This is a genomic window from Rahnella sp. CG8, from assembly GCF_023701875.1.
GTDB classification, from domain to species: Bacteria; Pseudomonadota; Gammaproteobacteria; order Enterobacterales; family Enterobacteriaceae; genus Rahnella; species Rahnella aceris.
On the sequence record NZ_JABAED010000012.1, the window covers coordinates 43,014 to 69,960 of the forward strand.

At 53.1% G+C, this 26,947-nt stretch carries 22 protein-coding genes; 7 read left to right on the top strand and 15 right to left on the bottom strand.

Annotated features, from left to right (window positions below; genetic code table 11):
• Positions 1-84: 84 nt before the first annotated feature.
• Entirely contained in the window at positions 85-567 is a 483-nt protein-coding gene (creA, locus tag HGO41_RS13075) for a protein CreA (RefSeq protein ID WP_013577080.1), read from the bottom strand.
• Between the two features lie 208 nt (positions 568-775).
• On the opposite strand from creA, the gene robA reads away from it, so the two are divergent.
• A complete protein-coding gene (robA, locus tag HGO41_RS13080) occupies positions 776-1,639 on the top strand; it encodes an MDR efflux pump AcrAB transcriptional activator RobA (protein ID WP_013577081.1) in 864 nt (287 codons plus the stop codon).
• A gap of 12 nt (positions 1,640-1,651) precedes the next feature.
• On the opposite strand, the gene gpmB is transcribed toward robA, so the two are convergent.
• Positions 1,652-2,299: a 2,3-diphosphoglycerate-dependent phosphoglycerate mutase GpmB gene (gene gpmB / locus HGO41_RS13085; RefSeq protein WP_013577082.1), complete on the bottom strand. Its 648-nt coding sequence runs from the start codon at positions 2,297-2,299 to the stop codon at positions 1,652-1,654.
• 51 nt (positions 2,300-2,350) lie between these two features.
• Here gpmB and yjjX point away from each other — a divergent pair, with 51 nt between their 5' ends.
• Positions 2,351-2,884 carry an inosine/xanthosine triphosphatase gene (gene yjjX / locus HGO41_RS13090; protein WP_013577083.1) on the top strand — a complete coding sequence of 178 codons (534 nt, stop codon included), beginning with the start codon at positions 2,351-2,353 and terminating at the stop codon, positions 2,882-2,884.
• A 23-nt stretch (positions 2,885-2,907) separates the two neighbouring features.
• On the opposite strand, the gene trpR is transcribed toward yjjX, so the two are convergent.
• Both trpR and sltY read right to left on the bottom strand, forming a co-directional pair.
• Positions 2,908-3,243: a trp operon repressor gene (gene trpR, locus HGO41_RS13095; protein WP_013577084.1), complete on the bottom strand. Its 336-nt coding sequence runs from the start codon at positions 3,241-3,243 to the stop codon at positions 2,908-2,910.
• A 56-nt stretch (positions 3,244-3,299) separates the two neighbouring features.
• Complete coding sequence (gene sltY / locus HGO41_RS13100; RefSeq protein ID WP_173362118.1) at positions 3,300-5,219, bottom strand: murein transglycosylase; 1,920 nt, start codon at positions 5,217-5,219, stop codon at positions 3,300-3,302.
• A 597-nt stretch (positions 5,220-5,816) separates the two neighbouring features.
• On the opposite strand from sltY, the gene HGO41_RS13105 reads away from it, so the two are divergent.
• The 3 genes from HGO41_RS13105 (at position 5,817) to ettA (ending at position 11,430) form a co-directional block, all read left to right on the top strand.
• A complete protein-coding gene (locus HGO41_RS13105) occupies positions 5,817-8,555 on the top strand; it encodes a cation-transporting P-type ATPase (RefSeq protein WP_250981093.1) in 2,739 nt (912 codons plus the stop codon).
• A gap of 323 nt (positions 8,556-8,878) precedes the next feature.
• Positions 8,879-9,559 carry a transcriptional regulator RcsA gene (gene rcsA / locus HGO41_RS13110; protein WP_119262122.1) on the top strand — a complete coding sequence of 227 codons (681 nt, stop codon included), beginning with the start codon at positions 8,879-8,881 and terminating at the stop codon, positions 9,557-9,559.
• 203 nt (positions 9,560-9,762) lie between these two features.
• Positions 9,763-11,430: an energy-dependent translational throttle protein EttA gene (gene ettA / locus HGO41_RS13115; protein WP_015690481.1), complete on the top strand. Its 1,668-nt coding sequence runs from the start codon at positions 9,763-9,765 to the stop codon at positions 11,428-11,430.
• Between the two features lie 64 nt (positions 11,431-11,494).
• On the opposite strand, the gene HGO41_RS13120 is transcribed toward ettA, so the two are convergent.
• A complete protein-coding gene (locus HGO41_RS13120; RefSeq protein WP_013577089.1) occupies positions 11,495-12,403 on the bottom strand; it encodes a LysR family transcriptional regulator in 909 nt (302 codons plus the stop codon).
• A gap of 100 nt (positions 12,404-12,503) precedes the next feature.
• Between HGO41_RS13120 and HGO41_RS13125 the strand changes: the two genes are divergently transcribed.
• Positions 12,504-13,505, top strand: a complete 1,002-nt coding sequence (locus HGO41_RS13125; RefSeq protein WP_217244635.1) for a zinc-binding alcohol dehydrogenase family protein — start codon at positions 12,504-12,506, stop codon at positions 13,503-13,505.
• Between the two features lie 69 nt (positions 13,506-13,574).
• Here the strand turns inward: HGO41_RS13125 and HGO41_RS13130 are convergent, their stop codons facing one another.
• The 5 genes from HGO41_RS13130 to serB all read right to left on the bottom strand — a co-directional run bounded on the left by HGO41_RS13130 (position 13,575) and on the right by serB (position 20,035).
• Positions 13,575-14,432, bottom strand: coding sequence for a DUF2950 domain-containing protein (locus HGO41_RS13130; protein ID WP_112151008.1), 858 nt, complete (start codon positions 14,430-14,432; stop codon positions 13,575-13,577).
• 17 nt (positions 14,433-14,449) lie between these two features.
• A complete protein-coding gene (locus tag HGO41_RS13135; protein WP_112197256.1) occupies positions 14,450-15,988 on the bottom strand; it encodes a DUF3300 domain-containing protein in 1,539 nt (512 codons plus the stop codon).
• Between the two features lie 346 nt (positions 15,989-16,334).
• Complete coding sequence (nadR, locus tag HGO41_RS13140; RefSeq protein ID WP_013577093.1) at positions 16,335-17,594, bottom strand: multifunctional transcriptional regulator/nicotinamide-nucleotide adenylyltransferase/ribosylnicotinamide kinase NadR; 1,260 nt, start codon at positions 17,592-17,594, stop codon at positions 16,335-16,337.
• Positions 17,595-17,666: 72 nt separating this feature from the next.
• Positions 17,667-19,049, bottom strand: coding sequence for a DNA repair protein RadA (gene radA / locus HGO41_RS13145; protein ID WP_013577094.1), 1,383 nt, complete (start codon positions 19,047-19,049; stop codon positions 17,667-17,669).
• Positions 19,050-19,069: 20 nt separating this feature from the next.
• Positions 19,070-20,035, bottom strand: a complete 966-nt coding sequence (serB, locus tag HGO41_RS13150; RefSeq protein ID WP_013577095.1) for a phosphoserine phosphatase — start codon at positions 20,033-20,035, stop codon at positions 19,070-19,072.
• 234 nt (positions 20,036-20,269) lie between these two features.
• Between serB and HGO41_RS13155 the strand changes: the two genes are divergently transcribed.
• Complete coding sequence (locus HGO41_RS13155) at positions 20,270-21,058, top strand: YtjB family periplasmic protein (protein WP_013577096.1); 789 nt, start codon at positions 20,270-20,272, stop codon at positions 21,056-21,058.
• Between the two features lies 1 nt (position 21,059).
• Here the strand turns inward: HGO41_RS13155 and yjjJ are convergent, their stop codons facing one another.
• From yjjJ to deoC, 5 genes are all read right to left on the bottom strand, one after another.
• Positions 21,060-22,406: a type II toxin-antitoxin system HipA family toxin YjjJ gene (yjjJ, locus tag HGO41_RS13160; protein ID WP_250981094.1), complete on the bottom strand. Its 1,347-nt coding sequence runs from the start codon at positions 22,404-22,406 to the stop codon at positions 21,060-21,062.
• Between the two features lie 173 nt (positions 22,407-22,579).
• On the bottom strand, positions 22,580-23,299 hold the full coding sequence (gene deoD, locus HGO41_RS13165; protein WP_013577098.1) for a purine-nucleoside phosphorylase: 720 nt from the start codon (positions 23,297-23,299) through the stop codon (positions 22,580-22,582).
• A gap of 83 nt (positions 23,300-23,382) precedes the next feature.
• Positions 23,383-24,606, bottom strand: a complete 1,224-nt coding sequence (gene deoB / locus HGO41_RS13170) for a phosphopentomutase (RefSeq protein WP_013577099.1) — start codon at positions 24,604-24,606, stop codon at positions 23,383-23,385.
• Positions 24,607-24,694: 88 nt separating this feature from the next.
• The gene (gene deoA / locus HGO41_RS13175; protein ID WP_112151011.1) at positions 24,695-26,023 is read right to left on the bottom strand and encodes a thymidine phosphorylase; all 1,329 of its coding nucleotides are present in this window, start codon (positions 26,021-26,023) and stop codon (positions 24,695-24,697) included.
• Positions 26,024-26,113: 90 nt separating this feature from the next.
• A complete protein-coding gene (gene deoC, locus HGO41_RS13180; protein WP_013577101.1) occupies positions 26,114-26,893 on the bottom strand; it encodes a deoxyribose-phosphate aldolase in 780 nt (259 codons plus the stop codon).
• Between the last annotated feature and the right edge of the window lie 54 nt (positions 26,894-26,947).

A 26,947-nucleotide genomic window follows, 5' to 3' on the forward strand; every position in this document is an offset into this window, starting at 1 on the left:
GGTTGCCAACCGCTCTGCAGTCGATGTGATAAAACGTAAAGGCCAGCGAAAGCTGGCCTTTTGATTTGGATCCCTTGGTGAAACTCAAGGCTCAGCATGTCCCCACGGAATGATCGGCACCGCGCTGAGGGCATTTTTAGGTGAACCGTCCACGACTTTATCGGAATAACTCAGGTAGATAAGCGCATTACGTTTTTCATCATAAAAACGCACCACCTGCAGCTTTTTAAACACCAGAGAGGTACGTTTCTGGAAAACTACAGTGCCTTTGTCTTTGCCCTGCTTAATCTTATCGCTGAGCTCGATAGGTCCTACCTGCTGACAGGAAATCGCCGCATCCGATGTATCTTCGGCCAGACCTAATCCGCCCTTGATGCCGCCGGTTTTTGCACGACTGATATAACAAGTTACATTTTTAATATCAGGATCATCAAAGGCCTCGACCACAATTTTATGGTCCGGACCGAATAATTTGAAGACGGTATCCACTGATCCCACTTGCTCTGCACGCGCTGCTCCAGAACAAAAAATAAACATCCCAAATACAAAAATCCAACATTTATTCATTAAGTTACTCCACGTCATCAGCATGACGTTGTTTTCTAAAGAAACCACAATCAGAAAGCGTGCATTCACACTTTCGGAATGAAATACTCTGTAACACCTGTAAATAGCACAGATAGCCAAAAAAATCTTAAGCAGTCTTATCGGGAAAAAGTTGCTATTATGCCGCCCATCATTCTGTGCATTTATCTTAGTTCAACGAGGACGATCTATGGATCAAGCAGGAATCATTCGTGACCTTCTTAGCTGGTTAGAAACCCATTTAGACCAGCCCTTGTCACTCGACAATGTCGCAGCCAAGGCCGGCTATTCCAAGTGGCACCTGCAGCGCATGTTTAAAGACGTCACGAATAATGCCATTGGTGCTTATATTCGTGCCCGCCGCCTGTCGAAAGCGGCTGTCGCTTTGCGTCTCACCAGTCGCCCGATATTAGATATCGCCCTTCAGTACCGTTTTGACTCCCAACAAACGTTTACCCGGGCTTTCAAAAAACAATTCGCACAAACGCCGGCATTGTATCGTCGTGCTGAAGACTGGCATTCGTTTGGTATTTGCCCGCCTATCCGACTGGGTGCATTCATTCTGCCGCAACCGGAGTATGTCTCATTACCAGAACAGCATCTGATCGGCATGACGCAAAGCTATTCATGTACGCTGGAGCAAATCACCACGTACCGCAACGAGATGCGTCGTCACTTCTGGCGTCAATATATTGGGGAAGCGAAAACGCTGCCGCCCATTCTTTATGGCCTGCACCATTCACGTCCAAGCCAGGAGAAAGATGACGAGCAGGAAGTATTGTACACGACAGCGCTGGAAGCTCAGCACCTGCCGGAAAACGTTGAAGGTCAGCCTATTGTGTTGCAGCACGGTGAATATGCCATGTTCCACTACAATGGCACGCCGGAACGTTTGCAGGAATTTATTCTGACGTTGTACAGCACCTGTCTGCCAACATTGAAACTGACCCGCAGAAAGGGACAGGATATCGAACGCTTTTACACGAATGGCCATGCCCCCGGCACTGCGCCAACCGAAATACAGTGTGATTACCTGATCCCAATCCGCCGCTAACGCCTTCTGGCGTTAGCGTTGCAACTCGTCTAACGCGGGCAGATCAAGATGTGAGACATCGCCCGCCGTTTCCACAATCCATCCATTTGCCAGCCAGGCGCTTTGCTGGTGATCAACACGCGACAGCGAACAGTTACGCAGACGCAGACGGCGTTCCGCATAGGCAGGCAAGCCAAGGATCGTACTGATCAGACAGCCCAGCGCAATACCGTGGCTGACCAGCAGCGGCTTGCTTCCCGCCGGTAAATCCAGACAGCTGTCGAGCGCGGCACGCATACGCACGGCCAGTTCAGTCATCGTTTCACCTTCGGGGATGCGCCCTTTGGGTGAACCATCAACCATCTGCTTACGCCATATTTCTTCCTGCTCCGTCAGACCATCCAGAATACGTTCTTCCAGCACGCCCATGTGCAGTTCGCGCAAACGTGGCTCATTGATCACTTCACACCCGCAGGCATCAGCGATAATCTGCGCCGTGTGGCGGGTACGTCCTAAATCACTGGTGATAACGTGAGTGATCCCTTCTTTACGCACGCGCTCAGCAACCTGACGGGCCTGGTAAAGACCTTTAGCCGTCAGCGGGCTGTCTGACTGCCCCTGAATACGGCGGGCGGCGTTCCATTCTGTTTCGCCATGACGGACGAGATATACCTGTAACATGAGTGTTTTCCGTTATACTGCGTGAAATTTGCTAAAGGATGCTAAAACTCTATGTATCATGTTGTCGCTGCAACCACTAACCCGGCAAAAATCAAAGCTATCGCCATGGCTTTTGAAGACATTTTCGGCGCTGAGGCATTTCGCATTGAAGGCGTTGATGTCGACAGTGGTGTTCCAAATCAACCTATTGGCAGTAATGAAACCCGTACCGGGGCACGCCATCGTGTAATCGGTGCGCGTCAGGTTCGTCCCGAAGCAGACTTCTGGGTCGGCGTGGAAGCGGGTATCGAAGACAATATGACATTCGCCTGGATGGTGATTGAGAATATGCACCAGCGCGGCGAATCACGTTCAGCCAGTTTAATGTTACCTGAAATCATTTTACAGGGGATCAACCAGGGCAGTGAATTGGGGGATGAGATGGAAAAACTGACGGGTATCGCAGAGGTGAAGCGTAAAGGCGGCGCCATCGGCATTTTTACCGCCGGGAAACTGAACCGCACCAGCGTTTATCATCAGGCACTGGTGCTGGCTTTAGCGCCTTTTCATAACCCGGTTTATCAAACCCGCGCCCAGACCCATTAAAATTTCAGACTGAAACGGGCACTTCATTCGCCCGTTTTGTCTGCCAGCAGTTGCCCGCTCAACCAATCCTTTAGCGCTGCCGGAGCCGTTTTCAGGCCATTCGATCCGCGGGTTATCGTAGCGATACCGGCACCCAGCTGGCTTTTCAGTTCGCGCTGACTCATCTCTCCCCGCATCAGCTCCTGAATAATGCGTACCCGCGTTCCCAGCGCCGCACGTTCGTCGGGCGTCAGAAGCAGTTGCAGCAAATCCTGATGCAGATTTTCAGCAAAAGATTGCTGTAGCAGTGCCAGAAAGCACTGCCAGTCCTCATTGCCTTGTTGGGAAAGAGCAGGGTCAGTGATGGGTCGTTGATTCATGATTGGGCTGCCATACTATTAAACTAGTACAGCAGCTTATCATAAACGATACGGGATCAGTAACGCCTCTGCCATTCGGCATCCGTCAAAATCTTGGCCGGTTGATGTAAAAAATAGCGATAAAATGCATCATATGCCAACACATTTTTAACATATCGGCGAGTTTCGGAGAAAGGGATACTCTCAATGAACGCGACCGAATCCACCCTGCCCGCGCTGTTGCCCAGCCAGGTATTCACACGGGAAGGCCCGGCGTTGTAAGCAGCGCTGGATAAAATACGGTTGCGGCCAAACATCTGATAGACATATTCCAGATAGCTGGTACCGATGGTGATGTTCATTTGCGGATCCAGCAGCTGAGCCGGATTGCTGTAGCCCTGCAAACCAAACATATCCACGGTATGCTGCGCTGTCGCAGGCATCACCTGCATCAGACCAGAGGCTCCTACCGGCGAACGGGCTTTCGGGTTCCATGCGCTTTCCTGACGGGCAATCGCCATCGCGTAGCTTTGCGTGATGCCTTTGTCATTGGTCGCACGGCGGAATTCATCCGGCCACGCCAGCGGGAAACGTTCTTCAAGATAATCCCAAAGCTTGCCGGTAATGGTCGCCTGCACGCTGAGATCGGGCCATTTCTGCTCGAAAGCGTAACGCGCCAGTGCCGACTGCTGAGATTCAGAACGACTGCTGACCAGATAGCTCCATTCAGTGCGTGCAAGATTGTCCATCTGCCAGTACATCAGTTCACGAACGCGGGCGACTTCCGGCAATTTCGCAATGCTGGCATCAGGCTTCGCAGCCACAGAAATTTGCATCGGATAAGCAACATTCAGCTTTTGCGCGGCGGCCATCGGATAGAATCCCCGCCCCTTCATCAATGTGCGCAGCATCGCTTCACCTTGTGAGCGCTGACCGTTGTCGATCATCACTGACGCACGCCAGTACTGCCATTCATCTTCCTGCAGGGCATCCGAAGGTAAACGATCCAGCCACTGTCTCAGTCCCTGACGATCACCGGCGGCCAGCGCCATACGAATCCGACGCTCCACCAGCGTGGTGGAATGGCTGCGCAGAATAACGTTATCGCGCCATGCCGCCTGTTCCGGTGTGGCGTCGCTGCCCATATAGCGCCAGGCGACAGCTTCTTCCAGATCCAGACGTTCGCTGTCGCTCATCTTCTGCAGACGCACGAGAACGGGGATCATCGAACGGGCATTTTCCGCATCATCACGGGCGATACGCGCAAACGTAATGCTGGTGGCATTGCGGGTAAAATCAGTCGGCCCGACACTGCGCGCAAAGCTTTCAATGGTATTCGGGTTATTTTGTAAATCCAGCAGCGCATCGCGCATGGTCTGGTAATCCGGCGGTAACTGCTTCGCCAGGAAGTTCACCAGATTCGTATTGCCGGTTTTCATCGCCAGGCCGATGCGTTGCAGCGTAGTCAATGCAGTCTGATTGCCTGCGCCCTGCCAGACGGAGAACAGCTTGTCGCAGGTATTCGGCAGTGACGTGCCGGTCAGCCAGATATCTTTCGCGCCATCAAACGCGGTTTTCTGATCGCCGGTCGCCCATTTGGCGTAATAGTAGTTGCAACGTGCAGCGACCGGTTTCGGCGGCTGCGGGCTGAAAGAGAGCAAACTGTTCCAGTCCTGACGACGCGCCAGCTCATTCACAAAGCGGGCCGGGAGGGAACGCGCAGGCGGCAATGTCGGGTTGGCTTTAACAAAGGCATTCACCTGCGCGGGCGTGGCATCGCCCAGTTCCTGCGTCAGTTGCCGGTATTCCAGATAAGGGTAAAGCGGATAATCTTCCAGCGTGGGCATCAGCTGACTGACGACGTCCAACTGATTGTTATCCCACGCCTGTTTAATCTGCATATAGTGCTGGCGTTGCGAGTCCAGCGAGTCAGCTTTCGCCACGCCCGATACTGTTACCAGCAACACGCTCATTGCCAGAGAGTGCCATTTGTCCACCTTGACCATACTTACCTTTATCCTCACGGGTTGTGCCGAAACTGTTTTGCATTCTGTAGACAGCCACTACGCTAATCGATTCATTTTTAAAATTGAAGCGATGTGCGGACAGCATCACAAACTTTACACAGTGTGGTGCAAGCGACGGACAGTTACCAGACAGCGGCAGATCTATTTTCTGTCACAGAACGTGGCGGCGGGAATAATTTCTCAGGATTCAATATCCGCAATTAATTAGCGGGTATTGCCCGGTAAAACGCCAATAGATAGCACCCTTACCATTTCAACCAAAATAACCACGCTGACAAAACTGAGATTTACTTACTTCAATTTACTTAGATATTTAATTCCTAAACAAACCCTAAATGAAGTGTAATTAATACCGAAATTCCTAAAGTACTTATCAATCTGTTTTTAAAGAAATTTATCCATTAACGTTGATACAAAAAAAAGTATTTATTGGCTCAGATCAAATTTATTCCCAGATAATTAATTATGATCACACCCTATTGTAAAATTGATTTTTTGATATTCACTATTTCGCCGTCAGGATTGAAATATTAATAGCAGCGCAGTTCATGGCTTATGGAAAAGTATATGACTCACTCAACTTCATCTGTAAAAACGAATGCCAGCCCCTCTTCTTCTGTCGCGACAGAAAACAAAAACTGGTATCAGATTAGTGGTAACGACGCCATGCAGCGTCTGGGAACTGGCGAGAATGGCCTGACCCGGCACGATGCCAGCGAGCGTCTGAAAGAATATGGCCCGAACGCCTTACCGGAAAAAGCCGCCAAAAGCGCCCTGATGCGTTTTCTGGCGCACTTCAATGATGTCCTGATTTATATCCTGCTCGCGGCTGCCATCGTCACCGGAGCCATGGGACACTGGGTCGACACGCTGGTGATTTTGGGCGTGGCCGTCATCAATGCGCTGATCGGTTTTTTGCAGGAAAACAGCGCTGAGAAATCACTGAAAAGCATTCAGAATATGCTGTCAAGTCAGGCAGTTGTCATGCGTGACGGACAGATACAAACCATCAATGCCGACCAGCTGGTGCCCGGTGATATCGTGCAGTTGCGCCCGGGAGATAAAATCCCGGCGGACTTGCGCATTGTCAGCGCGCATAACCTGCAGGTCGAAGAAGCCATTCTGACCGGTGAATCCACCGTGGTGGTGAAAAACGCACAGGTCATTGACGATGAAGTCATGATCGGCGACCGCCACAACCTGCTGTTCTCCGGCACCATGATCAGTGGCGGCACCGCAACCGGTGTGGTTTATGCCACAGGTAAAGACACCGAACTGGGTCACATCAACCAGATGATGTCGTCGATTACGCCGCAGCGCACCCCGCTGTTGCAGCAAATCGACAAACTGGGCAAAGGCATTTTCGCCCTGATTCTGCTGATGATGGCGTTCCTGTTTGTCTTCGCCTTTATCCTGCGCGATATGCCATTGGGCGAACTGCTGTTGTCGCTGATTAGCCTGGCCGTGGCTTCGGTTCCCGAAGGTTTACCGGCGATTATCTCGATTATTCTCTCCCTTGGCGTGCAGTCGATGGCGCGTAATCACGCCATTATCCGCAAGCTGCCGACAGTCGAAACACTCGGCTCCATGACGGTTATCTGCTCGGATAAAACCGGCACGCTGACCATGAATGAAATGACTGTGAAAGCCGTCATTCTGGCAGACCGCGCTTATCAGGTTGAAGGCGAAAGCTATCAGCCTAAAGGCCGGATTGTTGACGCACAAACCCGGCAACAGATTGATGTCACTCATACACCGGTGCTCAATACCTTCATCACTGCAGTTGATTTATGCAACGACAGCCAACTGATGCAGGACGATAAAGGCCACTGGGGCATTACCGGCGGGCCGACTTCCGGCGCACTGAAAGTGCTGGCGGCGAAATCAAACCTGAATACCGGCAAAGTCGAGCCGCTGGATAAAATCCCGTTCGATTCCAAACACAAATACATGTCGACACTGCAACGCATCAACGGCAAAACCCGGTTGTTCGTGACCGGCGCACCGGACGTACTGTTCTCTTTAGCCTCGTTTGAACTGACCGAAAACGGCGTGCAGCCTTTCCGCCGGGAATACTGGGAAGAAGAGATGGCGCGCTATGCCCGTCAGGGTCTGCGCATGGTCGCTGCGGCATTGAAAGATGAGCCGGAAATCGGTGGCGACCTGAACCATAGCCATCTGCAACAGGGTCTGATTTTTGTCGGTATCGCTGGCATGATGGATCCCCCTCGCCCGGAAGCCATTGATGCGATTGCCCAGTGTCAGCAGGCCGGGATCCGCGTGAAGATGATCACCGGCGACCATCAGGAAACCGCGATGGCCATCGGCAAAATGTTAGGGATTGGCAACAGCAGTGATTCCATCACCGGTTACCAGCTCGAGCATATGGATGATGCAGAACTGGCCGCTGCCGCCAGCCAGTATGATATTTTCGCCCGTACCAGTCCCGAGCATAAATTACGGCTGGTAAAAGCGTTACAGGATGCCGGTGAAGTGGTCGGAATGACCGGTGACGGTGTCAACGATGCGCCCGCGTTGAAACAGGCTGACGTCGGTATCGCGATGGGGATCAAAGGCACCGAAGTTACCAAAGAAGCCGCTGACATGGTGCTGACCGATGACAACTTCGCGACCATCGCCAGCGCGGTCAGGGAAGGTCGTCGCGTTTACGACAACCTGAAGAAAACCATTCTGTTTATTCTGCCGACTAACCTCGCGCAGGGACTACTGATTATCCTGGCCATTCTGGCCGGGGCAGTCATCCCGCTAACGCCGGTTCAGATCTTGTGGATGAACATGGCGACGTCGACCACGCTGTCCTTCGGTCTGGCCTTTGAGCCGGGTGAGAAAGGCATGATGAGGCGCCGTCCGCGCGCGCCGGGTCAGCACGTCCTCGACCTGCATGCTGTCTGGCGTATCGCCTTCGTGGGTATTCTGATTGCCTGCAGTGCCTTTGTGCTGGAAGCCTGGATGCAACCGCGTGGTTACAGCAGCGATTTGATCCGCACCGTGCTGTTACAGACGCTGGTCACCGCGCAGTGGGTGTATATGTTTAACTGCCGCGTAATGGACCGTTTCCCGCTGACGCGCGAAGTGTTCGTCAACAAAGGGTTATGGATTGTTTCCGGTGTCTTACTGCTCCTGCAACTGGCGTTGATTTATCTGCCAGTCATGAACCAGTTGTTTGGCACCGTGCCGATGCCCCTGAAATTCTGGGGTATCACGCTGGTGGTTGGCGCGATGATCTTCGTGATCGTCGAAATCGAGAAATGGCTGGTTAACCGCTTCATCCGCAAGAAAGTCTGACGATTTATGCTTATGCCGGGTTACCTTGTGTAACCTGGCTTTTTCACATAAAAAACGTCACAATTCTGAAACTTTAGTCTTTTCCCCGCTCAATTCGTCTCAAAGATCTCACAAAACGTCCCAAAGCCCATTCTGCTGATTTACATCAATTCTTTAGCGCCTTATTACTCTCTCCAGGGGCATCCCTTCTCACAGCAATGTTAGTTTTGCCAGCGTCCGGCAACTTTTACGGGAATGCCCCATCGCTATACGATCAGTTTTATAAAAACGAGCTCTCTGGCTGTACCGCAGTCAAACAAAGGCCAACAAACAGGTAACACACAATGTCATCGCTCATTGTAGATAAGTGCTATTACACACAGCTGGCATTGCATTCGCTATTGCAATTAAACGGACAACATCCGAAAGATATTCTTTCGCTTAAGGACATCGACGAACTGCAAGCGACGTGCAATTCCCTGACGCCTGAAATCATCTTCGTGAATGAAGATTGCTTTACGTCTGATGCGCAATCAGGTCACGTTCTGCGGGAGGTGATCGACGCGCATCCCGGTACGCTTTTTTTTGTTTTCATTTCCAAGGAAAACCTGAATTATCAGAACTATGTGCCGATCCGTAAAAACATCATTATTTTGTCAAAATCCATCCGGACAGCCACTATTTATCAGTTGATTGCCCATAACCTGCTGCTGGCGCGCTCGGCAGAAACGGAACAACCGCTGGATCTCACGCCGGTCAGCCTGAGCCGGACTGAATCCAGTATTCTGAAAATGTGGATGTCGGGGCTGAACACGCAAAACATTTCTCAGCACCTGAATATCAAGCAAAAAACGGTGGCGTCACACAAAGGCAATATCAAGCGTAAAGTAAAAACTCAGAATAAACAGGCTATTTATCATGTTGTTAAACTCACCGACATTCTGACGTCCGGGATGTTTGTCGGGCGTATTCAGCCACTGCGCCCGGACCGCGAAACGGATGAATTCACCATTCCGTTCGGCTGATTTCTCCGCCACCTGCCGCCCGCCAGCAACATTCTTGCCTTACTGTGAACCTGATGGTTGGGAACCCGACTGAAACACGCTAAACTTCGCAGTCGGAACCCTTATCAGTCATGCCGCAATCAGGCGGGGCTGGCTTTAATTTGCCGCAGCGCCTGCCCTTCGCAGACAGCGCGCGGCCCGCAGAGAAAGAGGCTCAAAACAACGTGGCTCAATACGTATATTCCATGCATCGCCTCGGCAAAGTTGTTCCGCCGAAGCGTCATATTCTTAAGAACATCTCCCTGAGTTTCTTCCCTGGCGCCAAAATCGGTGTTCTGGGTCTGAACGGTTCAGGTAAATCCACCCTGCTGCGCATCATGGCCGGTATCGATACTGACATCGAAGGTGAAGCACGTCCGCAGCCGGATCTGAAAATCGGTTATCTGCCGCAGGAACCGCAACTGAACATGGAACACACCGTGCGTGAGTCCGTGGAAGAAGCCGTTTCTGAAGTCGTTGGCGCGTTAAAACGTCTCGATGAAGTGTATGCGCTGTACGCCGAACCGGACGCTGATTTCGACAAACTGGCGGCCGAACAGGGCAAGCTGGAAGAAATCATTCAGGCACATGATGGCCATAACCTGAACAGCCAGCTCGAACGTGCCGCCGATGCGCTGCGTCTGCCGGACTGGGATGCGAAAGTGGCAAACCTGTCCGGTGGTGAACGCCGCCGTGTGGCACTTTGCCGCCTGCTGCTCGAAAAGCCGGACATGCTGCTGCTCGACGAACCGACCAACCACCTGGATGCCGAATCCGTGGCATGGCTGGAACGCTTCCTGCATGACTTCGAAGGCACCGTTGTGGCGATTACCCATGACCGTTACTTCCTCGATAACGTGGCAGGCTGGATCCTGGAACTTGACCGCGGTGAAGGTATTCCGTGGGAAGGTAACTACTCCACCTGGCTGGAACAAAAAGATGCTCGTCTGGCGCAGGAAGCGTCTTCTGAAGCGGCCCGTCGTAAGTCTATTGAGAAAGAGCTGGAGTGGGTTCGTCAGGGCGCGAAAGGCCGTCAGTCTAAAGGCAAGGCACGTCTGGCACGCTTTGAAGAGCTGAACAACACCGAATACCAGAAACGTAACGAAACCAACGAACTGTTCATTCCACCGGGTCCGCGCCTGGGCGACAAAGTTGTCGACGTGAAAAACCTGAGCAAGTCTTACGGTGATCGCGTTCTGATCGACGACCTGTCCTTCTCCGTGCCGAAAGGCGCAATCGTCGGCATTATCGGCCCGAATGGTGCCGGTAAATCCACGCTGTTCCGTATGATGTCAGGTCAGGAAGAAGCGAACGGCGGCACCATCGAGCTGGGTGACACCGTGAAACTGGCCTCTGTGGATCAGTTCCGTGATTCCATGGATAACAGCAAAACCGTATGGGAAGAAGTGTCCGGTGGTCAGGACATCATGCGCATCGGCACCACTGAAATGCCAAGCCGCGCCTATGTGGGCCGCTTCAACTTCAAAGGTGTTGATCAGGGCAAACGCGTTGGCGAGTTGTCCGGTGGTGAACGTGGTCGTCTGCATCTGGCAAAACTGCTGCAGGTTGGCGGTAACATGTTGCTGCTCGATGAACCGACCAATGACCTCGACATCGAAACCCTGCGCGCGCTGGAAAACGCCTTGCTGGAGTTCCCTGGCTGCGCGATGGTCATTTCCCATGACCGCTGGTTCCTCGACCGTATCGCGACGCACATCCTCGATTATCAGGATGAAGGTAAAGTCGAATTCTTCGAAGGTAACTTCACCGAATACGAAGAATACAAAAAACGTACTTTAGGTGCTGAAGCGTTAGAACCGAAGCGCATCAAGTACAAAAAGATGATCAAGTAATCGTCTTTCGCCTGAATATAAGGCCCGAAAACGGGCCTTTTTTATGCCTCCAATTCACTGAAATCTAGCCTGCCAGCGCCTCGCTGTAACTCTTCGCAAAGCCATATTCTTCCAGCATAAACTCAATAAAACAGGCCAGTGCCGGAGAATTCAGTTTTCGTCCCGGATAGACCAGATACAGATCATTCCCTTCCGCTTCCCATTCCGGTAACACGCGCACCAGTGTGCCTTTCGCCACTTCGTCATGGCATAAAAATGCCGGTAACAGCGTGATACCTGCGCCTGCCAGCGCGCATTCCCGCGCATACAACAAATTGTCGGTGGTATGCGCCGCAGGCAGCAGCCAGCGGTGCCAGGTGTCGCCGCGATGTAGCACCCATTCCGACCACGCCCGGTGCGCGATACAGTGATGCGACGCCAGTTGCTGCGGCGAATCCAGAGACGGATGCTGCGCCAGATACGCCGGCGAAGCCAGCAGGTAACGCGGGCTGTGCCCCAGTTCGCGGCCAATCAGCGAGGAATCCTGTGGTTTACCCGTACGCAGCGCGATATCAAACCCTTCCTGCACCAGATCGACCAGCGCATCGGAAACGGAGACTTCCAGCGACACATCGGGATAACGCTTCTGAAACTCAACGTTCATGCGCGCCAGCAACGTCGCGCCGAGCCCCGCCGGACTGGTGATCCGCAGCCGTCCGCTCGGGTTATCGCGTAAACGGCGGATGGCCAGTTCTGCCCGTTCGCTGGCCTGCATCATCTCCTGACAGTGGATCAGGTAGCGTTCACCGGCGAACGTCAGATTAAGCTGTCGCGTCGTGCGGTTCAGCAATCGCAGGCCGACGGACTTCTCCAGCTGGCTGATGCGATGACTGACACTCGATTTGGGCAATCCTGCGCGGCTTGCGGCCTGTGTGAAGCTGCCACACTCCGCCACCAGCGCAAACAGTGCCATATCCTGCAACTGCTTAAACATGATTGTTCACCTCAGACGAACACTTTGTTAGTTATTGTCCATCTTATCAGCTTCCCGCCGGAGGACTAGACTGTCTGTATACCTAACGGAGAGAGAGAACATGACAATCAAAGCTATTGCCGTAAACCCGAAAGATCCGGCCCACTTTATCGCCGTTGAATTGCCACAACCCGTCGCAAAGGATTACGACCTGCTGGTGGAAGTGAAAGCGGTGTCGATCAATCCGGTCGATACCAAAGTGCATAAAGGCGTGCAAAAAAGCGGTCTGGACGCGCCAAAAGTGCTGGGCTGGGATGCCAGCGGCATCGTCAAATCCGTCGGCAGCGCAGTGAAAAACTTCAAAGCCGGTGATGAAGTCTGGTACGCCGGGGATATCACCCGCTCCGGCAGCAACGCGACAGAACAACTGATCGACTCACGTATTGTGTCCGTCAAACCGCAAAGCCTGAACTGGGCTGAAGCCGCTGCCATGCCGTTAACCACGCTGACCGCCTGGGAAGCACTGTTCGAGCACCTTAAAATCCAGGACGCGTCTGCCGATAAAACCCTGCTGATCATCGGCGGGGCCGGTGGCGTGGGATCACTGGCGATCCCGTTCGCGTCACTGCGCAGCAAAGTGAAAGTTATTGCCACTGCTTCGCGTCCGGAATCCGCACAATGGTGTCTGGATCGCGGTGCGGATCTGACCGTGAACTATAAAGATCTGAAAGGTGAACTGGCCAAACACGACATCAGACAGGTGGATTTCATTCTGTGCCTGAATGACACCGACGGTCACTGGGAAGCGATCTCTGATCTGATCGCACCGAGGGGCCACATCTGTACCATCGTTGAAAATGAACATCCGCTGGATATGAATAAACTGAAGCTGAAAAGTGCCGCACTGCACTGGGAACTGATGTACACCCGCAGCATGTTTACCACGCCGGATATTGCCGAACAGGGCGAAATTCTTAAGCAGGTCGCGGCGCTGGTTGATGAAGGCAAAGTACAAACCACACTGAGTGAAACCCTTTCTGGCCTGACAGTGGAAAGCATCGAAGCCGCCCACGCCAAAGTGCTCGACGGCCATATGCAAGGTAAAGTCGTCGTCGCCTTCTAAGCACAATGCCGCTTTAAAAGAAAAGCCCCGTCACTTTCATGGCGGGGCTTTTTCATTCACGTATGTCCCCTATTCGCCATCGTCCACTTTTTGCCATTTGGCATCGGGGTCAAACGCCGTGATCGCTTTTGCCGCAGCGTCGGTATGCTCGCCTAAATCCTGCTGATATACCTCGCCCTGCTGATTGATCATAAAACTGGTTACGCCGGTATGGCCGTAAACCGCTGGCCAGGCGATCAGCGCAAAACCTTTGGTCATCTTGCCATTTTCGATGTAACTGTACGCTCCGCCGCTGGCGTTTGCGCCCTGCGCGGTGAGGATGCGGTAAAAGTAGCCGTGATAATCCGATCCCGGCTGATCATTGCCAAAGGCCGGACCTAACGGGCTGGGCGCTTCGCCCTGTTTCACCGGCCAGTACAGGCCGTCATGCTGGCCTTCCGTGCTGATAAAGCGCTGAGCATATTGCCCGGCAATCTGCTGATATTCGTGCTGCGCATCGGCGTAAGCGGAAACCGCCTGAATGGCGGAAAGCTCATTGCGGCCAATAGCACGGGTTTCGATTTCGGCGGCACCGGCGGCCATATCAAATGACCAGCCCTGCGCCGTGTGTTTCATCGGGATCGGCAACTGCCAGTTTTCCGGCCCGACATTCAGGTGTGCGGTGTCGCCGTGTTCTGCGATTTTATGGCTGATATGCCAGTCACGCAGAAAACGCGCCACCTCATCCGGATCCACCTCTTTTGGCGGCAGATACTCCTGCCAGTTATTCCCGAGAAGCTTTTGCATAGACGCATCATCGTGCGCTTCAATGGCTTTTACCAGTGCCTGCGCGGCAAGTTCCGGGGTGGTGAACGTCTGCTGTGCGAAACCGGTTAAAGGCAGCAACATCAGACCTGTGGAAATTAAAAAATTACGCAATCTCTTCATGACTTTTCCTCGTCAGTCTAGCGACGGTGCAAATGAGCTGGCTCTGTATTGGCAGGGCGTGACTGCTGGAAGTTCCGCATATGCTCGCGGCTCTGATTACCCCGCGATTGCTGCTGTTGCCACGACGGCCCGCGGCTGGAGTTACCGCTGAATGCCGTGCTGCGTGATGCATTAAGATTCTGCCGCTGATGCTGGTTGATTTGCTGTACTGGCTGGCGCTTAGCATTGTGTTGAGACAGTGGCTGGTGCTGCGGCACCTGACGACTGGCCGGATTATGCATACCGGCAGCCGGTGCTGAATGCGGCAGGTTTCGCTGCTGGGTATGCCCCTGTGTCTGCAGCGTATTCTGATGCTGATTCATCACCGATGCCGCCTGTTGACGGCGCTGATCCAGATTTTGATTCTGCACACCGCCGTTGTTACGCCCGACCGCGTTGTTGTCGAAACCACGATAGTTATTACGCTGCGCCGCCTTGCTCAGCACCTGGTTTTGTGTCGCACCGTTCAGGTTTGCGCCGTGATTTGGCAGCCCTGCGTTGTAGGTCGGATTGTGCTGCCAGCCCGTGGTATTCGCATTTCCAGCAGGGTTGATCCCATTATTGTTGCCCGAGATACGGTTGTAATTGTTGACGTTCACATTGACATAATTGTTCTGCGAACCACCGTGATGATCATAATCATCGTGATGATGATCATCATCGTCCCAGTCAATACTACCGAAAATGGCATAAGTCGCTGCCACACCGACACCAAACCCGATGCCAGACGCCACACCGTTAACAAACTGCTGTCCCGGAGGAGGTGGCAGATACACCGGCGGATAGGCTGGTGTCGGCCATGCGCCATACACCACATTCGGGTTGTAGCTCGGTACGTAAACAACCTGAGGATCCGCTGGCTCAATCACGATGGTTTGCTGCGCAGGCGCACTTTTCACCACAGTGGTTGAGCTGCTTTGTGCCGCCGGTTTAGGTTTGACTGTCACGGTCTGCTGCGGCGTGCTTTTCAGTGCCCCGCTGCTTTGTGCCACCTGACGGAATTTCTGCACGGTATTCATCACGTCGTCCGGTTGTGCCAGAAACGCGTTACCCAGATTCTGCACCCATGCCGGATCTTCTCCCATCAGCGCCAGCAATTGCGGGAAAGCCACCAGCGATTTCACACTCGGATCCCACGGCTCATTCGCCACCTGAGCGACGGCAGCGTCGCCCTGGTTTTGCGGATGGTCGCGTGACCATTGTACTGCCTGAATCACGTTAGTGGGATAAGTCGATGCCATGAGTACCTGTGAAAGCAGGCTGTCAGGATAAAGCGCAACAGGAGCCACCCACTGGTCGAGCTGAGCTTGTGTAAATGCCGCAGGTGCAACGGGTGCAGGAACCGGGGCTGCTGGCGGAGGAACGGCGGCTGATGCAGGCGGAGGCGCAGTCTGCGCCGTGGTTTCGGCCTGACTGCTGACCGGAAGCCAGCCTTGTATAAACATCACACTGGCCAGAGCAAATGCCCCTGCGCCGCACAATACTGCGATACCCCAGGGCTTGAATGATAAATTCATTCGGATCACCTTAGAAAGCCTCAGCGGGAATGAGAGGCAGATTGAATGAGTATAATCGGATAAATAAAACTCAACGGCCGCCACTGTATTTTTATTTCATGTCAGGGATTTACGCATAAAATGCGCAATAAAAAGCCTTAAAAAAAGCACACACACAATCCAATGAATAATAAGGATATTTAATTTTACAGTGTTACAAACTGAATTAATAAAATGACCAGAAAAGATAATCAGATCAATTAATTAATAACTGTGAGAGATAAATAATATATAAAACATTCATAGTGTGAATAATAAAAAAGCGCGTATTCCGGAGAACACACGCTTTCTTATTGCTGCTTGTTGATCAGCTCACAGGCGGCTCATTCAGCCGGCTGGTATCTGCTGCCAGCATATTCTGCACCAGCTCCACACATTCGAGAAAACGCTGGTCATAATCCGATGATTCAACGTGAACATAATCGACGTTGTTCTGTTTCAGCATGTCGATCAGCAGGTTCTGGAAAGACATCCGGTCAGACGTACTTCCCAGACTACGCAGGCCATCAGCGACCCACGGTGTATTGTTTTCAAGCAAGATAACCAGATCAAACCGGTATTCATCCATCAGCGCCTGCACGAACGGATGCTCACGCCCTTCATATTTTTTGCAGAAGGCCTGCGTGGTCAGAAAATCGGTATCAATAAACGCCACTTTATTGGCATATTTCACCGCGAAATCAATGTACTGCGCCTGACCGAGCGCGATTTTATCGTAATCTGAATATTGCAGCGCCATTTCGTCGCCACCAAGATGCGAGAAAACATAATCGCGGCCATATTCCCAGGCGCTGGTAGTGTTGAAGATATTGGCTAACTTGTTGACCAGCGTGGATTTTCCGCTGGATTCGCCACCTAAAATCGCCACGGTACGCACGAAGAACGGCTTCACTTCTGTCGGAATATAATCCCAGTAACGGAACGGATCCTGACGGATCTGGCGGCCACTGATATTCATAAAGGAGCGTTTCGGGTCAATCAGCACCGTTTCAATACCCAGATGTTCACGGTACTGCGGCGCATCAGCTTCTTCGCTGGAATAAATGGTATTGGGTTCAATGCCTTTCTGGCTCATGAACTCTTTAATGCCACGGCCCCAGACGTCCCAGCCGTGCGGATACGGCTCCATCCCCTCTTCGTTAAAGGCATGAATACGGATGTTTTTCTGGTATTTGAAGGTCTGTAATAACCAGCGCAGGCGGTCGCTGACTGTAGGCTGCTGAGACATCGAACTGTTCTCAAACAGCTCGCGATCACGCGGCTCGTCATAGCCCATGATGATATGCAGTTCATCAACCTGACTGCAGGCGCGCTGGATCAGATAGATATGGCCGGTGTGCAGCGGATAAAACTTACCGAACACCACGCCGATATTCTTCTCGCGACGGGGAAACTCAAGATCCAGAAAGCGGTGCAACGCCTCGAGCTTTTGGGCGCTGGGACTTTTTATCTTTGCATTCAACAACTGGCTGAGATAACCCTTGGTCATCCCGCTGGCTTCGGCCACCTGTTGCAGCGTGCGTCCCTGTTGTTTTATCGCGGTTTTTAGATAGTCGAACTGTGACATGCCTTGTCCTCAGGTTTTTTTTACTAAACAAAAAATAGCACAAAGGCACTGAGCTGCGACAGCGGTTAACCGTTACAAATCGTCGAGGATCGCCAGCGCATCAGCCAGTTTTTTGACGCCAAACACCTGCATACCGGCGGGCACTTTTTTTGGCACGTTCGCATGCGGCACAATGGCGCGTTTAAAACCGTGCTTCGCCGCTTCGGTGATCCGCTCCTGACCGCTCGGTACCGGGCGAATTTCCCCCGCCAGCCCGACTTCGCCGAACACCACTAAATCCTGCGGCAGCGGACGGTCACGCAGGCTGGACACCAGCGACATCAGCAGCGCCAGGTCAGCACTGGTTTCGGTGACTTTCACGCCGCCGACCACGTTAACAAACACATCCTGATCCGCCATCTGCAAGCCGCCATGACGGTGCAGCACGGCCAGTAATATCGCCAGACGATTTTGCTCAAGACCGACCGCCACACGACGCGGATTGCCCATCATCGACTGATCGACCAGCGCCTGAACCTCAACCAGCAACGGACGCGTCCCTTCCCACAGCACCATCACGGAACTGCCGGAGGTGATTTCATCGCCACGGCTGAGGAAAATCGCCGACGGGTTGCTGACTTCACGCAATCCCTGCTCGGTCATGGCAAATACGCCCAGTTCGTTCACGGCACCAAAGCGGTTTTTGTGGCTGCGCAGCGTACGGAAACGCGAATCAGCATCGCCGTCGAGCAGCACGGAACAGTCGATACAGTGCTCGAGCACTTTCGGCCCCGCCAGTGAACCGTCTTTAGTGACATGGCCGACCATGACGATCGCCACGCCGCGCGTTTTAGCGAAACGGGTGAGGTAAGCCGCCGTTTCACGCACCTGCGCAACCGTCCCCGGCGACGACTGGATATCCGCCATGTGCATCACCTGAATGGAGTCGATCACCATCAGTTTCGGCTGTTCTTTATCCGCTATTTCGCAAATTTGCTCGATGCTGGTTTCCGACAACATATTCATGTTAGCCGTCGGCAGACCCAGACGGTGTGCACGCATCGCCACCTGCTGCAAAGATTCTTCCCCGGTGACGTACAGGGTTTTCATGTTTTCGCTGAGATGACACAGAATTTGCAGCAGCAGCGTACTTTTACCTGCGCCGGGGTTACCACCAATCAGAATCGCACTGCCCGGCACTACGCCGCCGCCTAATACACGGTCAAACTCTTTAAAACCGGTGCTGAAACGCGGAAGTTCATCAAGGCTGATATCAGAAAGTTTCTGTACGCGGCTGACGCCCGCATCACCGGCGTAACCGGTGAGACGTTCATTACGCGCTACAGTCGGAGAAGCGGCCAAACGGATTTCAGTAATGCTGTTCCAGGCCTGACAGGCACTACACTGCCCTTGCCAGCGCGGATAGTCTGCGCCACATTCATTACACACAAATGCACGTTTTGCTGCTTTTGCCACAACTTACCTCTTTGTATTGATTAAGACTGACTACCACTTAAAATGCAGAGAACGCCAAGAAGATCGGCATGACGGATGCATACTGCGGCCTGTTCGTAGACTTTCGGTTTGGCGTGATAAGCAATGCCCATGCCCGCTACCGCCATCATTTTCAGGTCATTCGCGCCGTCGCCGATAGCGACGGTTTGCTCATGGGAAATACCCAGTTTTTCCGCCAGTTTCAGCAGGGTATCTGCTTTATATTGCGCATCGACGATTGGCCCGATCACACGGCCGGTCAGTTTACCTTCACGGATTTCCAGCTCGTTCGCGGCCACGTCGACCAGATTCAGCTGATCACGCAGGTATTCGGCATAATACGTAAAACCACCGGAAGCAATCGCCACATGCCAGCCCGCTTCCTGCAGACGCTGAACCATGACGGTCAGGCCCGGCATCAGCGGCAGGGTTTCACGCACCTGCTGGAGAATGCTGGCATCCGCATCTTTCAGTGTCGCGACACGCTGACGCAGACTCGCGGCGAAATCCAGTTCGCCGCGCATGGCGCGCTCAGTGACTTCAGCCACCTGCTCACCGACGCCAGCCAGTTTGGCAATTTCATCGATGCATTCAATCTCAATCGCGGTAGAATCCATGTCCATAACCAGCAGGCCCGGTGCACGCAGATACGGCACTTTCCCCAGCTGAGCAACATCAAATTCAAAGGATTCGGCGAGAAGCTGTACATCAGCGGTGAGTGAACCGGCCAGACGCACAACTTGATAACCTTCGACTGCCCAGGCGCTCACAATCACCAAAGCGCGGCCTAACCGGCGCTGGAACAGCGTAATACTCTTCTTATCGAGTTTTCTTCCATAAAGGAGCCATCCGGTATGCCCCGCCCGGTAATCCAGCGGCATGACTTCGTCACCGCTCAGTGAAAGGGGAAGTCCCGGCCATTGGTGGATCTCCGCAGGAAGATCGCAATAGGTCAGACTGTTTGGCATGATGGCTCCTGTAGGGCGTTATGGCATTAAGAAAAACAAATATCACGATTTACCCAAAATCATTCAGTTGACTCAAGGCAGCAACTGAATGCACCTCCGGGAACTGACACGGGTCAGTGACCGGTATAAATGAAAGCAGCAGCTTGAAGGATGCCGGGTAAAAACTGGCATCAAGCTACCTTATCGTAGCGGCTTCTGGCAACATAAAGTCATCGAAATACGCAAGGAAACAGAATGGCCAAGGCCAAACTTAAATTTCGCCTGCACAGAGCAGCTATCGTATTGATAAGTCTGGCATTATTAGTCATCCTGATGCAAGGCGCATCCTATTTCAGTCTGGGACACCAACTGGCCCGTTCAACGCAGGTGGAACAGCTTGCTCAGACGCTCGCCAGACAGGTGGCGTTTTCCCTCGCGCCACTGATGGACAGCGACAATGATGGCGCTGATATCGCACAAATTTCCACTATTTTGAGTCAGCTTACCGATAGCAGTCGCATTCTTGACGCCAGTGTTTATGAGTCCGACGGTTCTCTGGTGGCGCATGCCGGTGAACAGGTGCCGGTTCGCGACCGTTTGTCGCTGGATGGCAAACGTGCGGGCAGCTACTTCAATCATCAGATTGTGGTGCCGATCGAAGATAAAAACGGTCCGAGCGGATTTTTACGCATTACGCTGGATACGCACGTGCTGGCGACAGAATCCAAACAGGTGGATAACACCACCAACCTGCTGCGTCTGATGATGCTCGCCGCGCTGGGCGTCGGTATTATTCTGGCCCGCACCCTGTTGCAAGGCCGCCGTTCGCGCTGGCAGCAATCTCCGTTCCTGCTGACCGCCAGCAAGCCGGTGAAAGAAGATGATGAACAGGAAGAAGAGCCGGATGAATTCGGCCCGCCGCCGGTGCTGAACATTCCCGAGCCGGAATCTGAGGTCGCGCCGGCAAAACCTGCCACCGAAGCGCAAACGAAAGAAGCCGCACAAGCCGCTTACCGCAGCCTGAAACGCAGCAGACCGAAGTGATTCAGGCCAGCCGCTGAATAATTGATGTTAACCCTTCCACCTGCGCCAGCATTCCGCTGGCCAGTTGGCGAAATTCAGGACTGATTGCCATATCGTTTTCTACCTTCCGCCAGAACTCACTCGCCCAATCCTGTGCATTCAACCACTTTTCTTTAGACACTAAAGGGTCGGGCGTTAAGGGTAAGGTTTCACGACGCATGGAACCGGCGTTGGTCGGTGCAAAAGCCATCGGCAGCATGTCATACACAGGCGATATCGAAAGAGCCTGCTTTAAAGGGTCAATGGCAGGATCGATAAATGACAGATTTCCCTGGTGCATATCGCTGTTGGCGATCAGTTTTCCGAAGGCATAAATCTGCTCAATTTTGTCGACTGTAGCGGCTGTAATGACCTTGCTTTGGCGTAACCGCTGCGCGGTCAAAAACCAGTTGCTGTTTCCTCCGCCAAACTCAGCAGAGACGGCCTCAAGGGAAACCAGCCCGCGACGCCCGCGCTCACCTGTCCGGTCAAATCTTTCGACCTCAAGGAAAACCTCGCCCTTTCTGCCGGTAAAAATTTCGGCTGTTGCCGCCGGAATGCCGGCCTCCTGCAAAACGCTTAACGCATGAGCTTCAGAGCGCAGTAAATCGCCCCAGCGGGAGGCGTTTTCATTGACAGCCGGAGGCGAAAATTTAACTAGAACCTGAGAGGCGTCCCGGCCTGCATGTTCTGCATAGCAGCTGAATTTAGGCTGCTCGCCTCCCGCAGATGATCCGACTTCCTCCCCTGCCAGACTTCTCTGTGCCAGCCGTTCATACACCTGAATTTTGTCTTCACGGGGAACGGGAATATCTTCAGGTTTATGAAACCATCGCTGATAGGCCATTTCTCCAATGACAAAATTCCCGACCGTTTCATCCCCCGCTCTTGCGAGAGCCACCAGCGTCTGGGATTCGGTCCACCTTTTAATGTCATCCGGAAAATGCAGGGCAGCGTTAATATCACGTCCCCACGCCCGACCTAAAAAGCCCTGAGGCCGCATATCGGTGATAAACCACGGCAGACCGTCGTAAATCAGCGACTGGCCGCTGACAACTTCCACTGCACAACTTTCACCCGGCCAGATGGAATATAGCGTCCCGACCTTTTCGGCATTTCCTGCCTCATTAATTTGGTAAAGCGGGAAGCTCCATTGGCCTTCCAGCGGACGCGGCAGAATATAACGGGTCGAGCGGCTTTGCCCGATTTTGACGATCTCAGGAATTTTAGTCAGCCGCCTTGAGAGCGTTGACTGGGTGATGTGCAGTTGCTCCGTGATCTCTTTTGCCGTCAGACTGCCCTGACGCAGTAAATCTACAAGTTCAGACATGAGCGGCTCAGTGATGAATAGGAAAATGCATAGCTAATAGCATAGATAAAAAATGAAAATAAGTCGATATATCCTGAAGATATAAATATGAATACGCAAAAAAATACGAAAAAACGCATAGCAAAACGGGCGCCATCCGGCGCCCGTTTTAGTGACTGCAATATTTGCAGAATTTATTCTTTGTCGCCCAGCAGAACGGATTCCAGCGCGATTTCGATCATGTCGTTGAAGGTTGTCTGACGTTCAGCGGCAGTGGTTTGCTCATGCGTACGGATATGGTCGGAAACGGTACAGATGGTCAGTGCTTTCGCACCGAATTCTGCAGCCACGCCGTAGATACCAGCGGCTTCCATTTCCACACCCAGAATGCCGTATTTTTCCATCACGTCGAACATTTGCGGGTCCGGCGTGTAGAACAGGTCAGCGGAGAAGATGTTACCCACGCGGGCATTGATGCCTTTGGCTTTCGCCGCGTCAGCCGCGTTACGCACCATGTCGTAATCGGCAATAGCCGCGTAATCGTGATCTTTAAAACGCATGCGGTTCACTTTGGAATCGGTACAGGCACCCATGCCGATCACGATGTCGCGCAGTTTGATGTCGGCACGCACAGCACCACAAGAACCCACGCGGATGATTTTTTTCACGCCGAATTCAGTGATCAGCTCTTTGGCATAAATTGAGCAGGAAGGAATGCCCATGCCGTGGCCCATCACGGAGATTTTGCGGCCTTTATAGGTGCCGGTGAAACCCAACATGCCACGCACGTCGTTCACCTGCTTAACATCCTGAAGGAAAGTTTCCGCGATGTGCTTGGCGCGAAGCGGATCGCCCGGCATCAGCACGACGTCAGCGAAGTCGCCCATTTCAGCATTAATGTGTGGAGTTGCCATCTTCTTATTCCTTAATCAGCGAGGTGTCATATTCATTATAAAAAACGCGGCCAGTATAAGAGACTGGCCGCGTAAGAAAAGTATCAGAGCATGGATTTGCCGTAATCCATCGGTGACAGGTCGAAGTATTTAGCGACTGTCTGGCCGATGTCCGCGAAGGTTTCACGGTGACCTAATGAACCTGGTTTTACTTTCGGGCCATAGATTAAGACCGGAATGTGCTCACGGGTATGGTCGGTGCCGCGCCAGGTCGGGTCACAACCGTGGTCAGCGGTGAAGATGATGATGTCATCTTCTTTCACCAGTTCCAGCAATTCCGGCATACGGCGGTCAAACAGTTCCAGCGCGGCAGCGTAGCCTGGTACGTCACGGCGGTGGCCGTAAGAGGAGTCGAAATCAACAAAGTTGGTGAAGACGATGGTCTTGTCACCCGCTTCTTTCATCTCTTTGATCGTCGCGTCAAACAACGCATCCAGGCCGGTAGCTTTCACTTTTTTAGTGATACCAACCTGCGCGTAGATGTCAGCGATTTTACCGACAGACACCACATGGCCGTCTTTCTCATCCACCAGCTTTTTCAGGATGGTCGGAGCCGGTGGTTCAACCGCTAAATCATGACGGTTACCGGTACGTTCGAAGTGACCGGCTTTGTCACCGATGAACGGACGGGCAATCACGCGACCAATATTGTAGCCACCTTCAGTCAGCTCTTCACGGGCGATTTCACACAGTTCATACAGGCGATCCAGCCCGAAGGTTTCTTCGTGACAGGCAATCTGGAAGACGGAGTCGGCTGAGGTGTAGAAAATCGGCTTGCCGGTTTTCATGTGCTCTTCGCCCAAATCATCCAGTACCACGGTACCGGAAGAATGGCAGTTGCCGAGATAACCCGGCAGATTAGCGCGCTCAACCAGTTTATCCAGCAGTTCCTGCGGGAAGCTGTTGGTCGTGTCACTAAAGTAGCCCCAGTCAAACAGAACCGGCACACCGGCGATTTCCCAGTGGCCTGATGGGGTGTCCTTACCGGAAGACAGTTCGCTGGCATAAGCATACGCCCCGGTAATTTCAGCATTACCGTCCATGCCGTCAGGAATTTTACCGGTAGATTCTTCCGCAGCTTTCGCCAGCCCCAGACGGGTCAGGTTAGGCAGATTCAGAGGGCCTTTGCGGCCTTTGTCCGCATCGCCACGCGCACAGGCAGCTGCGATATGGCCCAGCGTGTCAGAACCGGCATCGCCAAAGCGCTCGGCATCTTCACTGGCACCGATACCGAATGAGTCTAACACCATGATAAATGTACGTTTCATTTTGCTCTCCTGCGAATGGTTACGCATTGGGTCACGCGGAACTGCCGCGCACCTGATCAATCTTAAATGGGGGCGATTTGGCCTGAAATCAAGCGTTACCACCGATCCGGCGGTAAACCACCGACGTGCTTTCCGGCGCTTTGTCGCTCAGGACAATGGCCGCACGCACTTCCTGCGCCGCCTGCTGCCAGGCCGCTTCACTGTTCGCGTGGATCATCGCCAGTGGCTGACGGGTATCCACTTGCTGGCCAAGCTGCGCCATATGGGTCAGACCGACGCTGTAGTCGATAGCATCGCTGGCGCGGCGACGTCCGCCACCCAGTGAAACGACGGCCATGCCCAGCGCACGGGTGTCCATCGCGCTGACAATCCCGTTGCCTTCGGCGTAAACCGGTTTGCTCAGCGTGGCCTGTTGCAGATAACGATCGTAATTCTCGATGAAATCGGTTGGGCCTTTCTGGGCGGCAATCATGCGGCCAAAGACTTCTGCGGCTTTGCCGTTATCCAGCACGGCCTGCAACTGACTGCGGGCGTCGGCGTCATCTTTTGCCAGCCCGCCGGACAGCAGCATTTCAACACAGAGCGCCATTGTCACTTCCAGCAGACGCGGATTCCGGTATTCACCCGTCAGGAAGCGCACGGCTTCGCGCACTTCCACCGCATTCCCTGCGCTGGATGCCAGCACCTGATTCATGTCGGTCAGCAGCGCCGTGGTTTTACAACCTGCGCCATTGGCCACATCGACAATCGCCTGCGCCAGATCTTCGGATAGCTGGTAAGTCGGCATGAAGGCCCCGGAGCCGACTTTGACGTCCATCACTAACGCATCAAGGCCTTCGGCCAGTTTTTTGGCGAGAATCGAAGCAGTGATCAGCGGGATAGAATCGACAGTTGCGGTGATATCACGTGTCGCATAGAAACGCTTATCCGCCGGAGCCAGCGAGCTGGTCTGGCCGATAATTGCCACGCCGACATCCTGAATGATGCGGCGAAAACGGCTGTCATCCGGGAAAATATCGAAGCCCGGGATGGCTTCAAGTTTATCCAGCGTACCGCCGGTATGACCGAGGCCGCGGCCGGAAATCATCGGCACATAACCGCCGCATGCCGCCACCATCGGCCCCAGCATCAGGGACGTCACGTCACCCACACCGCCGGTCGAATGTTTATCAACGATCGGGCCGTTGAGGTTGAGCGATTTCCAGTCCAGTACGGTACCGGAGTCACGCATTGCCATGGTCAGCGACACACGCTCATTCATGGTCATATCATTGAAATAGATAGTCATTGCCAGCGCGGCAATCTGGCCTTCTGAAACCTGACTGTCGCGAATACCATTAACAAAGAAACGAATTTCTTCATCGCTTAAAGGCTGACCGTCACGTTTTTTACGAATAATTTCTTGTGCGAGAAACAAGGTATCCCCCTGCCTGAGCTGAACGCTAAATGTAGATGCGAATACCGGACGCTGTAAAACAGCGCCACGGTATTCGCATAACAACAGTGATTAGTAGCTGCTGGTGGCTTTCTGGCCAGCGTGACCGAGAGTGGTGAGCAGGCTTGCCAGCAGACTGGATGCGCCGAAACGGAAGTGACGTGCGTCAGCCCATTCGCGGCCCAGCAGGCGATCAGCCAGTGCCAGATATTGCGCAGCGTCTTCAGCGGTTTTCACGCCACCGGCCGGTTTAAAACCGACAGCTTTGCCCACGCCCATCTCAGCAATCACGCTCATCATCAACTCAGCGCTGTGCAGCGTGGCGTTTTCTGGCACTTTACCGGTAGAGGTTTTGATGAAGTCAGCGCCTGCGTTGATGGCGATTTCAGAGGCTTTGCGGATCAGCGCATCCTGCTTCAGCTCACCGGTTTCGATGATCACTTTCAGCAGCACATTGGCAGCCGCACAGGCTTCTTTGCACTGTTTCACCATCTCAAAACCAATCTGCTCGTTACCGGCGATCAGCGCGCGGTACGGGAAGACCACGTCAACCTCATCGGCACCGTAAGCAATTGCCGCGCGGGTTTCTGCCAGCGCAATCTCAAGATCGTCATTACCGTGCGGGAAGTTGGTGACGGTGGCAATACGGATGTCCGGCGTGCCTTGCTCGCGCAGGGTTTTACGGGCAACAGGAATAAAACGAGGATAAATACAGACAGCAGCGGTGTTACCTGCCGGGCTTTTCGCCTGATGACAAAGCGCGATCACTTTTGCATCAGTGTCGTCTTCGTTCAGGGTGGTTAAATCCATCAGGTTCAGCGCACGTTGCGCTGCGGCGGTTAAATCGGTCATATAACTCTCCAACAATTTTCAATTCCAGCGACCGGCCGGGACTGAGCATACAGT

What these genes read in the sequence shown, in the direction of transcription:
- creA (WP_013577080.1), bottom strand. Translation starts at nt 567, where the DNA reads ATGAATAAATGTTGGATTTTTGTATTTGGGATGTTTATTTTTTGTTCT.
- robA (WP_013577081.1), top strand. Translation starts at nt 776, where the DNA reads ATGGATCAAGCAGGAATCATTCGTGACCTTCTTAGCTGGTTAGAAACC.
- gpmB (WP_013577082.1), bottom strand. Translation starts at nt 2,299, where the DNA reads ATGTTACAGGTATATCTCGTCCGTCATGGCGAAACAGAATGGAACGCC.
- yjjX (WP_013577083.1), top strand. Translation starts at nt 2,351, where the DNA reads ATGTATCATGTTGTCGCTGCAACCACTAACCCGGCAAAAATCAAAGCT.
- trpR (WP_013577084.1), bottom strand. Translation starts at nt 3,243, where the DNA reads ATGAATCAACGACCCATCACTGACCCTGCTCTTTCCCAACAAGGCAAT.
- HGO41_RS13105 (WP_250981093.1), top strand. Translation starts at nt 5,817, where the DNA reads ATGACTCACTCAACTTCATCTGTAAAAACGAATGCCAGCCCCTCTTCT.
- rcsA (WP_119262122.1), top strand. Translation starts at nt 8,879, where the DNA reads ATGTCATCGCTCATTGTAGATAAGTGCTATTACACACAGCTGGCATTG.
- HGO41_RS13120 (WP_013577089.1), bottom strand. Translation starts at nt 12,403, where the DNA reads ATGTTTAAGCAGTTGCAGGATATGGCACTGTTTGCGCTGGTGGCGGAG.
- HGO41_RS13125 (WP_217244635.1), top strand. Translation starts at nt 12,504, where the DNA reads ATGACAATCAAAGCTATTGCCGTAAACCCGAAAGATCCGGCCCACTTT.
- HGO41_RS13130 (WP_112151008.1), bottom strand. Translation starts at nt 14,432, where the DNA reads ATGAAGAGATTGCGTAATTTTTTAATTTCCACAGGTCTGATGTTGCTG.
- HGO41_RS13135 (WP_112197256.1), bottom strand. Translation starts at nt 15,988, where the DNA reads ATGAATTTATCATTCAAGCCCTGGGGTATCGCAGTATTGTGCGGCGCA.
- nadR (WP_013577093.1), bottom strand. Translation starts at nt 17,594, where the DNA reads ATGTCACAGTTCGACTATCTAAAAACCGCGATAAAACAACAGGGACGC.
- serB (WP_013577095.1), bottom strand. Translation starts at nt 20,035, where the DNA reads ATGCCAAACAGTCTGACCTATTGCGATCTTCCTGCGGAGATCCACCAA.
- HGO41_RS13155 (WP_013577096.1), top strand. Translation starts at nt 20,270, where the DNA reads ATGGCCAAGGCCAAACTTAAATTTCGCCTGCACAGAGCAGCTATCGTA.
- yjjJ (WP_250981094.1), bottom strand. Translation starts at nt 22,406, where the DNA reads ATGTCTGAACTTGTAGATTTACTGCGTCAGGGCAGTCTGACGGCAAAA.
- deoD (WP_013577098.1), bottom strand. Translation starts at nt 23,299, where the DNA reads ATGGCAACTCCACACATTAATGCTGAAATGGGCGACTTCGCTGACGTC.
- deoB (WP_013577099.1), bottom strand. Translation starts at nt 24,606, where the DNA reads ATGAAACGTACATTTATCATGGTGTTAGACTCATTCGGTATCGGTGCC.
- deoC (WP_013577101.1), bottom strand. Translation starts at nt 26,893, where the DNA reads ATGACCGATTTAACCGCCGCAGCGCAACGTGCGCTGAACCTGATGGAT.